Source organism: Candidatus Desulfatibia sp., assembly GCF_036446775.1.
Lineage (GTDB): Bacteria > Desulfobacterota > Desulfobacteria > Desulfobacterales > UBA11574 > Desulfatibia_A.
This window is the reverse complement of sequence record NZ_JAZFTO010000381.1, coordinates 26,945-37,181: the sequence shown is the minus strand read 5'-3', so window position 1 is coordinate 37,181 and position 10,237 is coordinate 26,945. Positions and strand designations below refer to the sequence as shown.

The window sequence follows — 10,237 nt, the reverse complement described above, 5'->3', positions numbered from 1 at the left end:
GTCGGTTTTAAGTTGTTCTTCCACAAATTTTTCCAAAGGGACATCCCGCCCGAGATCATGCACCTCAAAACCGCCCACCTCAAACATCAGCTTAATTATGTTTTTTCCGATATCATGCACATCGCCTTGAACCGTGCCGATGACAACCTGTCCCATATTTTTCACATCTTCTTTTCTAATATGGGGCTTGAGAATATCCAATCCTACATACATGGCATCGGCAGCCATGAGCAGTTCGGGAACAAAATACTCCTGCTGATCATAAAGATTTCCGACGGTTTCCATTCCCGCCGCCATGCCGTACATGATGGCTTCAAAAGCATTAAGGCCCTCGTCTATGGCAATTTGGGAAAATTCCTTGGCCATGTCCTCATCGAATTCCACAACCGCCTCGGCCAGTTTTTTAAGGATTTCTTCTTTTCTTTCAGGTTCCATTTTTCCTCCTTCATTAATTATAGTCTTCCAACGGCAGGGGAAGCCTGCCTACCGTATTCCCGAACCGTCTTTACATAGGCCTCTACATTTTCCTTTTTTGCATCCGGCCAGATATCACAACCCGGCCATACCGCGTCAGCACCGTCGTCGATGCATTTTTTCATCACAGGACCCACTTCGGAAACATCACCGGTAACCAGGGTGCCGTACGGGTCAAAATTTCCAAACAGCAGCACGTCATCGCCCAATTTTTTCCGGGACTCAGCCAGGTTGTTTTTCTGATCCACGCTAATGGCGTCGGCCTCGCAGGCGTTCATCATCTCTATTATCAGGTCGGTAGATCCGCAAATATGATTGACCGTGGGGATCTCAATAGCATTGAATATCCTTTTGAGATTTGGCTGAATGAGAGTTTCCCAGACCCGCGGCGATAGAAGATCTGATCCGGTGCCCATTTCCCGAATGTTGATGTAATCTACCCCGAGCGCCTGGTAATGTTGGGCCACTTTGATGACCAGGTCGGTCATTTTAACAAGAAACGCTTCGGTTCCTTCTTTGTCTTTTCTAACACCTTTAAGCAACGGGTTTAATTCAACAATTTGTCCGGCCATAGTAAAAGGTCCCAATACCCATGCGCCCAGGACAAGATGATCGCCGGTCTCGGACAATAAAATATTAAAGGCTTCATCCACCAGGGGCAGGCGCCCTCTGCTTAAGAAATCTTCGGGAATTTCAACATCATCCAGCTTTTCCCACTTAGTGGGCACCGTAGGATAAAGAATGTCATCCGAATCCGCGTACAGACTAGCACCGCGACCCAAGGCTTCAGGCACGGTGCACATGTCGTAGGGGACAACGGCGGCGTCAAAACCGAACATCTCGGCCGTAAGCCTGGCCGATCGGGCGAGATATTCAGCCGATGTGTGAACTTCTGCAAATCGTATGCCCATCTCATTGATGACTTGAATGTTGACCATACCCATGCCGCTGAAACAGGGCATCGTATCGACGGGTTCCCGCTTGAAAAGGCGGGTTACTCGCTCTTTGGGAGTTAGCTCTGCCATATAACACTCCTTTCTATTTGTTCAGTTTCAAATTTAAACATGTACAACCTCCGTTGGCCAAGTGCCCAAAATCTATTTCCGGATGGGCCCTGGTTCGCTTCGCTCTCTGATGGAATGCTGGGCAATGGGATGTCCTAAATCCCGATTTCAGCGTGGATGAAATAATGTTTTGTACGACAAAAACTACTGAAGATTATTAAACAATGCTTGTAAGATGGCTATAGTCCCATGGATGATTTTTTAAAGAATATGGGACTATTTTTTCATTAGATCATGGAATATGTTTTATGATTCTTCAGAAATCGATATCTGGAGACTGAACATCTATAATCCCAAGACGAATAGCAAATTGAATCAAATGGGAAATATTGTTTATCTGCAGCTTTTCCATTATGTTCGCACGGTGGGTTTTGACCGTGCTTGGACTTATGCAAAGAATACCTGAAATTTCCTTGGTCGAGTGACCCTCTGTGATCATCTGAAACACCTCGCGCTCCCGGTTGGAAAGTTTGGTGTACAGATCTTCCCAAGAGGACTTTTTCTTCAAAGTAAGGTAATCTTCAACGACTCTTCGCGATATCGAGGGGCTCAAGTAGACATCCCCTTTCATCGCAGCCGATATGGCCTTGACAATTTCCGCGCCGGTTGAATCCTTGAGCAAATAGCCCGAAGCGCCCAGGCTGATAAGTTCGATGATGTAACGATCGTGAGAGTGCATGGAAAGGATGATGACTTTGGTTTGGGGAGCTAGTTTTTTAATTTGCCGGGTGGCTTCAATGCCGTTTAGCAAAGGCATTGCAATATCCATGATTACCAAATCCGGTTTTAGCACCTGCACTTTCTTAACGGCTTCTCGGCCGTTTTGCGCCTCTCCGATGACCCGGAGATTGGGCTCTGCCGCTAACAACTTGGCCAGCCCTTGTCGAACGATGGTGTGATCGTCCGCCAGAAAAATGGTGATGGTTCGATCAGTCATATGAACTGTTTTTTACGGGAATTTCAACCCGGATTCGGGTGCCGTTGCCTTTGGATGTGCGCAGAGAGAATTTGCCCCCCAACATAGCAGCTCTTTCTCTCATGGACAGCAAACCCAAAGCCTGTTTATGGCCGTTAAAGTCATTGGAATCAAAGCCGACCCCGTCATCTTCCGCCAAAAAAATGATCCGGGGGTAACCCTTTATGATGGAGAGTTTAAAAAGTTTGGCATCCGCATGCTTCAGGGTATTGGTGAGGGCCTCCTGGGAGATGCGGTACAGCATGCTCTCAATGGCGGGATCCACCCGCTCCTCAAATCCCACCATTTTAAAATCGACCTTTAAATCATGGTGCTTGGAAATGTCTGTCAAATATGTGTCCAGCGCCGGCTCCAGTCCAAGGTCGCTTAATATGGCCGGGTGCAGCCGGTAAGCTATACGACGCAATTCGTGGTAGGTACGGTTGATTTGCTTTTTAACGTCGAGGATATGGTCTTTTATGTGACTTAGTTCCGGATGCAGTTCTTTCGCAATGGTTTCCATGGTGAAATTAATCCCGGTAAGGGCTTGGCCGGCTTCATCATGCAGTTCTCGTGCGATGCGCTTGCGTTCTGATTCCTGGGAGTGGAACAGCCGGGCAGTCAATCCCTTGAGTTCTTCTCGATGCCGATGAATCGTCTCAAGCAGGTTTGCATTTTCAATGGCACCGCCCAGAAAATTCCCAAGTGAGCCCAATAGGTGAAAATCCTGTCCCCTTGTAATGTCTTTATCCGGTGGAACGTCCAATGCAAGGAATCCGGAAGCCTTTTCCTTTGCTGTGATCAAAAAACAGGTAAGCTCGATCGACCGCTTATTGTTGCGGCTCTTCAGCACGGCTCTGAAAGGTGGAAATATGGGTTCGGGAGTCAAAACGAGGCCTTTCTTGAGCAAGGAACTCATCAGGGCTATATCATGAAGCTTGATCCGGCCGGCTTTTCCGGTGATATTCGCCGGCAGTCCGTGCTTGCTCTTAAGAACAAAGGCGGATTTATCGTGATCGATTAAGAAAATAGCGCCGGCGGGGAGATCAAGCACCTCCAGCGCCTTTTTTAATGCGATCTCGAGCACAGCATCCAGATCATGGGTCCTGTTCATGGCAAAGGCCACGGAGCTTAAAACCCACAATTCACGGTGCCGTTGTCGGAAATTCCGAATGGCATCCATACGGGCCGTGATATCCTTGGCAATGCCCTGATAGCCGATGATTTCTCCGTCATTGCCCCAAACGGCATTGCCGCTGAGCAGGCAGTGAAGGAGGCTGCCGTCCCTTTTTTTAAATTTGGCCTCAAAGTCCTTCACAAATCCGTCGCGATCGATCTGTCTTTGGAACACCTTCCAATGCATGGTATTATGGTATACCTTTTCCGCTAAGCCCACTGACAACAAATCTTCTTTGCTGCTGTATCCCAGAAGGTCAACAGCGGCCTGGTTTACATCTTCGAAGGAACCGTCCTTAAGCGTGATGAAAATCATGTCCCTTGAGCCTTCAAAGATACAGCGATACCTGCGCTCGGATTCCTTCAGACTTTCTTGCAGTTTGTTATACTTCAATATGCGCGCTCCATGAGTATTGTTAGTTTGATATGTGTCGCCCATAAAAAACCTTCCGGATTTTTTGCATGGGGCCATATATGGTAGCCGCTTTTACCATCTGAACGGAGGATAACAACTCGGATTGCTGAGGCACCATGCAAGTTGAAAGGGGCTATGCAATTAACATAAATTACTATAAATATATGACTTTTCAAAAAATGTCAAGGATGGGAAAGACAGCGGCAGCTTGATACATGCCTAATTTATATTATCAGCACAATTAGCAGGAAACTTAAGATCTTATATCGGCATTTATGGAAGCGGTACCGACAACTAAATGCATCCACCGGCTTCAACAGGCCTTAAGATGAGGGCCTGCATCATGATCTGGTTCTTAGTGAACATTGCGAGTAGTAAAAGGCTGGCTTCTCTAAGCATAGAATATTTCCTTTAATACTATTCAATTTGTATGATGGTTTGGGTAACGACAACGTATCGTATACTTGAACATCTGGGTACCAGAAAAATTAATGAATTGTGGTCGTAATCTTAAATATTCAGGGGAGGAATTAGCGGTTGCGATATCACAATCCCTGGGAGCGCTTTCAGATTCAAAATATATAGCAGATATATGCACATGCTAGCTTTTACCCATACATATCGGATTGTTAATTTTTTTTGGGGTCTGAAAAATTCAATGGAGAAGGGCTTAAGCGTTATTGCTTAAGCCCTTCTTTTATTATTCATTGTTTTGGAAGGTCAGTTACTGTAGCGTAATTCAGATAGAGCGGTTACTTCTAGCTTACTTTTTGCCACCGCCCTTTCCACCACCGCCACCGCCTTTGCCGCCGCCTTTACCGCCCTTTCCGCTGCTGCCTTTGCCGCCACCTTTGCCATCGGCCCCTTTTCCGACCCCTTCCTTGCCTTTAGCACGTCCCAAACCTGAGCCTTTACCTTCGGCCTTGGATCCGTGCCCTTTGCCTTGGCCACTCTTCATATCCCTAGCTGTGGCCTTACTCATCTCTTTTTCCTTCTTTGCGTGTCCCAGACCCAAAGCACCGGGATGAATCCCTAATTCATTGGCAATTTGTCCCCAGCCCATACCAGCCTCACGCATTCCGGCAATATCGTCAGCGCTGACGCCTGCGGAACCTGCAACTGCGGCGTCAAGGCTTTCCTTCGCCGCATCCAGGGCAGCCTGTGCTGCCTCTTTTTCTGCTTCAGTCTGAGCTTCGGCTGACGTTTGTTCAGCTTCTGCCACGTTTTGCTGTGCAGCCTCAATTTCAGCTACCGCTTTGGCTGCTGATGCTTCGGCCAAGCCTTCGGCATGTGCTGCCTGGGCAGAATTTGAGAAGCTCGATTCTTCCGCATCGACATCGCCCTCTTGATCAGATGTATCCGAAGACTCGGTGCCAGTATCTGATCCTTCTTCCTGGGCCATGATGTATGCGGGATTGAAGATATAGGCCGCAGCAGCCAGTAAGGCTATGGCAAAAAAAACTCTCCAACTTTTTATGACGTTCATAGCAGTAACCTCCTTGCACTAGTTTGCGTTTATTTCTGTTATAAAACTCAACTTTTGATGTAAAAATCAGTTTTTCACCCAGTCATAACATTGTTTAGAAAGTTAAAAACAAATGAATCTCCCCGCCGCAAGCGGACGGGGTATTAAAAATAATAATAAAATACCGCCTATTTATTTTATGGAGGCGGTTATAAAATTAACCGATTCGTTCTCCTGAAATCGTTTTTTCCCGACTTTAATTGTTTCTGAAGCGCCAAACCAGGCTACTTTAAGTCTGGCCGATGTCAATGTTGTAAAATAATCGAGCAGGAACTTTTTGATGCTCTTGGCCCTTTGTTCGGCCAGTTTTTTGTTATTTTTTTGGTAAACAACGATATGAATGGAGACGTTTTTCGCATTAGTGAGGACCTCTCCAAAAAAATATAGAGATTCTTTTGAATCAGCTGTCAGTTTTGTCGCGACGGGCTTAAATTGGATTTTTCTCATGGTGATAGTGCGTAGACCAATCATGTGATTGCGATAAGAGAAATCACCCAGACTGTTCAAGTGTTCAACGGCACGCCTGGCCATGGGGCCCGCTCCGTAAAAGTCCAAATATTCTTTCCATGCCAGTTTTTCTTCTTTTGTTCTGCGTAATTTATTTATAATTAATGCACGGTTGTACAGGGAAGCAGGTTCGTCAGGCCATTTTTTAAGCACGAAGTTGTAATTTGCCAGCGCCTCATTGTACAGTTTTCTTTCCAGTTGAGTATGCGCCAGATAAATCCGACTTTGCAGGTGATTGGGATCTAATGTTAGCGCTTTCTCGTAACTCTTGTGTTCCATGTCACCCTGTTTATTCCCGGAATAGGCCACGCCGAGCCAGAATAAATAGTCTGCCTTGGAGGGATCAAGCTCTGCCGCCCTTTTAATATGGGTTAAACCATCTTTAGGATTATTATCCGCCAGATAGAGCCTTCCCAAATAGAAGTGAACTTGGGGCCTGCTTGGTTGTTTTTTAAGGTCATTCTGAAAAGCAAGGATTCCTTGTTTGTATTTTTTTTCCGAAAGATAATACTCACCCTTAACTATTTGTTTAACACCGCAGCCATTTGCCACAAGCACCAAAATCAGTAAGATCAACAGCTGTTTGCGTTGCATAGCTCCTCCCTTTAATCATTAAAAATTTTAAGCTAGTATAAAATATTTATATGACCGATAACCTACTAGATACCTGTATCGTGAATTGGGCAATGCTAATGAAACAAGTTTATGATACAATGAAAGATCATTGGCTACTGGCAAAACCCGTTTTCCTTTAACAATTTTATCGCCCTACAATCCCCCATCGCACAAGCCTACCCATCATTACCGGGTCGGAAGCTTTGCGTCCCACTCTTTCGAGAGGTTTGCCTTTTTCGAGCTTCAATCTTAATATTTAGAAAGCAAATAACATGCCAGGCTAAGCGAAAACCAGAGAATACCCAGTAGCCCTGAGATTTATTTAAAAATATCGAATGTCACGGAAACAGGCTCAGAGGGTTCAAACCATAAAAACCGTATACAAAAGTATACGGCTGTATGATTTTTCATACATTTCTTTCGTACAGGGATACGAAAAACCATGATCTTATTGGTTTTATGAATATTCAAAGGTTGTGATTGGGATGAAATTAATGCATGATTTGGGGTGGCAAATATAAAATATTGTATTGCCCTTATGGATGTTAATATTTCAAGGAGGGAGATAAACTATTTAAAAGTGAGGATGTCTTGCCTTATCGATAGACAACATCAGATTAATATCATTGAAGATTGGGTTTGTAAATCTTGTATTTGGGGGGGTGTGACTTTTAGTAGGCTCAAGGAATCTTCAAGTAAAGAAGAAGGGAATTTACAAAATTTGTCTCAGACAGGGGGATATATCCTCTGTACCCTCTGAATAATCAAATGTTCAAATAACCAAATAATCTATCTTCGGGAACGCACCGCAAAACCCCGGAAGCTGGGGGAGGCGCCGCGGGCGCGCCAGGTCTCGTAGCCGTAGCGGAAGTAGAAGTTCCAGGCCGACGACGAACCCTTGGTTTCACCAGACCACACATACCATCCAGTGTTTTTTAATAAAGGCGTCATGTTGCGCGTTCCAACATCTTTTCCATAAAGGGTTTCAAGTTCCTCTCTTGTAGGCATCCGCCAGCCACCGCCAGCTACTTGCAGTCTTTTTATCCATTGTTTAGCCCTGTTCCAACTTGTTGCCGTGCCAGGCCCTGTATACCATTCAAGTCCCGTTTTTTTGTCGTAAACAACTCCATCGGAATACTTAATAAAGGTAGCATCCCGGCCTACCACTTTGGAGTTTAAATCGGGAGTACTTGTCTTAACTTTTCCTATGAGTATAACTAAATAAGTGCCATCTGTCTGATAACCAACATCAACAACATTATATCCCGGCAACAATACCGCTTCAGCTTGGGATTCAATATAATCTGACTGTACAACAAAATCCTTTGCCGTTGTTAATGCCTTTACTTTCACTCCAGCACGTTCAATGGCTTCATGTTTTGCAAATAATACAGCTTCTTTATAATCCTGTTGTTTTGTTGTTTTCACGCCATCATCGACGCCTTTAATGTTAACATCAATCGTTCCTGCAATAGATATGCAAGGAGCTATTAGTAATGCAATTAACACTATATAGATCATTTTTAACATAGAACATTTCCTCTCAGACTTTTCAATTTGAGTGATAACTCGAATGCATGATTGCCTGAATCAGCTACAGCATACCGTTCAATTCCGTTTGCGATTACCGTTTCAAATCTTGAACTTTACCGATTTAAGGTTTAATGCACGAATCATAAACTCGGGCTGTAGACTACTTGCCAGAACCGTCACAAGTGCAGCTGGTTATAAAAAATGCGCCTTGATTATGCCATTGTTTATGTCTACCAAAATTGATCCGTATTGTCAAAAATGAACGGGCTTAAATCCCAGCAATCAGAAAACCAGGGCTGGTATCTTGCCATATCCCGGTTTCAACATTGATATCGAAGTTCTTCACCGCCTGAAAATCCGTATTAGTGCCGGTCCATAGCCGAAGTGTTCAGATTTCGTATCTTAGGTTTGAATTTTTTGAGATCGTTAAAGGTTATGATTGGTATATGTTATCTTGAAATTGTATCTCTTACTGTAATACAATTGATGAAAGGAATCTTGCATTTTCGATGCATAGGCCGGGACACAAGATATGGCATCAAAAAAGAAAGGCAGAGCGGTTAACCCTGCCTTTTCCTGTTCGGTTGTGCCCCATAAGCAACGGCATAATTTAGGCCTCCTAAACCGCATCCTGATTAATACGTTTGGGCGAAGAAATAAAACTTGAGTTAATACCTTCGTAGTGGTTATGTTCATAGGCAGATCCCATGGCTGAGAATTTCAAAGTAATTTAATAAAAAAGCAGAACCATTTACGACCCTGCTTCTTTTCGCTTAGCTTAAATTAAAAGGAAAATATCAACTCAATAGCGAGCTTGTTCTTCTCTCGATTCCATTTCTTCTTTCAGGACCGCTGTCGTTGGGATCACTGAACTGACGGCGGTCTTTACCAGAGCGTCTATCAACGTATTTCTGAATGAAATCCTCCAGATGTGAAATCTGATCTTCCGCAAGTTCACAAAATTGCACACAACATTGCCTTATTGCTAAAGAACTGCTCGGGGCTTTCTTATCAATTTTGAAATCTGAAATGGTTTTAGACTTTAGCTTCTGCATATAAATACCTGATCCAGAATAAAATATGTCAACTTCCAATGGCCCGTATATTTGATCTTCTTTGTTTACATACATAAATGCAAAACCATCTCTGCTAATGTCTTGGATTGGACCTATTTTGGCGCAATGGTCAGACTTAATGGATACAAATGCACCGCCTCTGACTTTAAATCGATCTTGTTTTCTTCTTTCAAGAAAGCTCCCCGCCGCAAGGCGTTCCCCGGCCTCCAGAAAGCTCGCTTCTCGTACTTTCTCCTGAAGCCCGGTGTCTTTATGGAGCTTTTGTCCAAACATCTCAATTATTTCTTTTCCTATTATCACGATTCTCCTTCTTATTGTTTGTTGCTCTCGCTTATAGTAGTAAATACAAAATAGACCGAAAAAGCAAGCAATATTTATGATGGTTGATCAAGAAATATAAAAACACCTTATGAGCGCTTGACAATCAGGTGCCTTGCTTACTTTTAACCATATTAACTAATTGATTTATTTATTAGAAATAAACTGTGGGTTTTGAATTTCAGCGCGTAATTTTTGTGTAATTCCGGTAACAATATGGCGGGAAAAAATTAGTGGGTATAATAGTGGGACTGCCAGCTATTTATGGCTGAATATGCGCTGTGCGCCAGCCTCTATCCATCCAAGGAAATAGCAAGTGGACTTGACAGGTTCCATGGAAATTTATGGAGAGACTTTGGGTAGGACACAACATATAGATCGTTATAAGAATAGCGGAAATGCAAGATTGCCTTAATCAACTACGGCCTACCGTTCAATTTCGTTTGCGATTTCCGTTTCAAATCTTGAACTTTATCGATTTAAGGTTTAATGCATAAGCCCTAAACCCAGCCTGTAGACTACTAGCCAAAGCGTGCAGTCAGAACAAGTCGAGGTTGCGTACAGGTGAGAAAAACAATA

8 protein-coding genes and 1 riboswitch are annotated in these 10,237 nt (G+C 43.9%); all 8 genes read right to left on the bottom strand.

Features of this window, described 5'->3' with window-relative positions; genetic code table 11:
* The coding region (locus tag V3S16_RS17385; RefSeq protein WP_413887256.1) for a B12-binding domain-containing protein at window positions 1-435 on the bottom strand (435 nt) is incomplete at its 3' end.
* 17 nt (window positions 436-452) lie between these two features.
* On the bottom strand, window positions 453-1,499 hold the full coding sequence (locus V3S16_RS17380; protein ID WP_413887255.1) for a uroporphyrinogen decarboxylase family protein: 1,047 nt from the start codon (window positions 1,497-1,499) through the stop codon (window positions 453-455).
* A 295-nt stretch (window positions 1,500-1,794) separates the two neighbouring features.
* The gene (locus V3S16_RS17375; RefSeq protein WP_413887253.1) at window positions 1,795-2,475 is read right to left on the bottom strand and encodes a response regulator; all 681 of its coding nucleotides are present in this window, start codon (window positions 2,473-2,475) and stop codon (window positions 1,795-1,797) included.
* Window positions 2,468-4,063, bottom strand: coding sequence for a PAS domain S-box protein (locus V3S16_RS17370; protein ID WP_413887251.1), 1,596 nt, complete (start codon window positions 4,061-4,063; stop codon window positions 2,468-2,470). The genes V3S16_RS17375 and V3S16_RS17370 overlap by 8 nt, the downstream gene beginning before the upstream one ends.
* 784 nt (window positions 4,064-4,847) lie before the next feature.
* Window positions 4,848-5,570 (bottom strand): hypothetical protein, encoded by a 723-nt coding sequence (locus V3S16_RS17365; RefSeq protein WP_413887249.1) that lies wholly within the window; start codon window positions 5,568-5,570, stop codon window positions 4,848-4,850.
* 171 nt (window positions 5,571-5,741) lie between these two features.
* Window positions 5,742-6,710, bottom strand: coding sequence for a tetratricopeptide repeat protein (locus V3S16_RS17360; RefSeq protein ID WP_413887247.1), 969 nt, complete (start codon window positions 6,708-6,710; stop codon window positions 5,742-5,744).
* A gap of 188 nt (window positions 6,711-6,898) precedes the next feature.
* Window positions 6,899-6,973, bottom strand: a riboswitch (cyclic di-GMP riboswitch).
* Window positions 6,974-7,520: 547 nt separating this feature from the next.
* Window positions 7,521-8,261: a DUF1566 domain-containing protein gene (locus tag V3S16_RS17355; RefSeq protein ID WP_413887245.1), complete on the bottom strand. Its 741-nt coding sequence runs from the start codon at window positions 8,259-8,261 to the stop codon at window positions 7,521-7,523.
* An 800-nt stretch (window positions 8,262-9,061) separates the two neighbouring features.
* Window positions 9,062-9,640 carry a hypothetical protein gene (locus V3S16_RS17350; protein WP_413887243.1) on the bottom strand — a complete coding sequence of 193 codons (579 nt, stop codon included), beginning with the start codon at window positions 9,638-9,640 and terminating at the stop codon, window positions 9,062-9,064.
* Window positions 9,641-10,237: the final 597 nt, after the last annotated feature.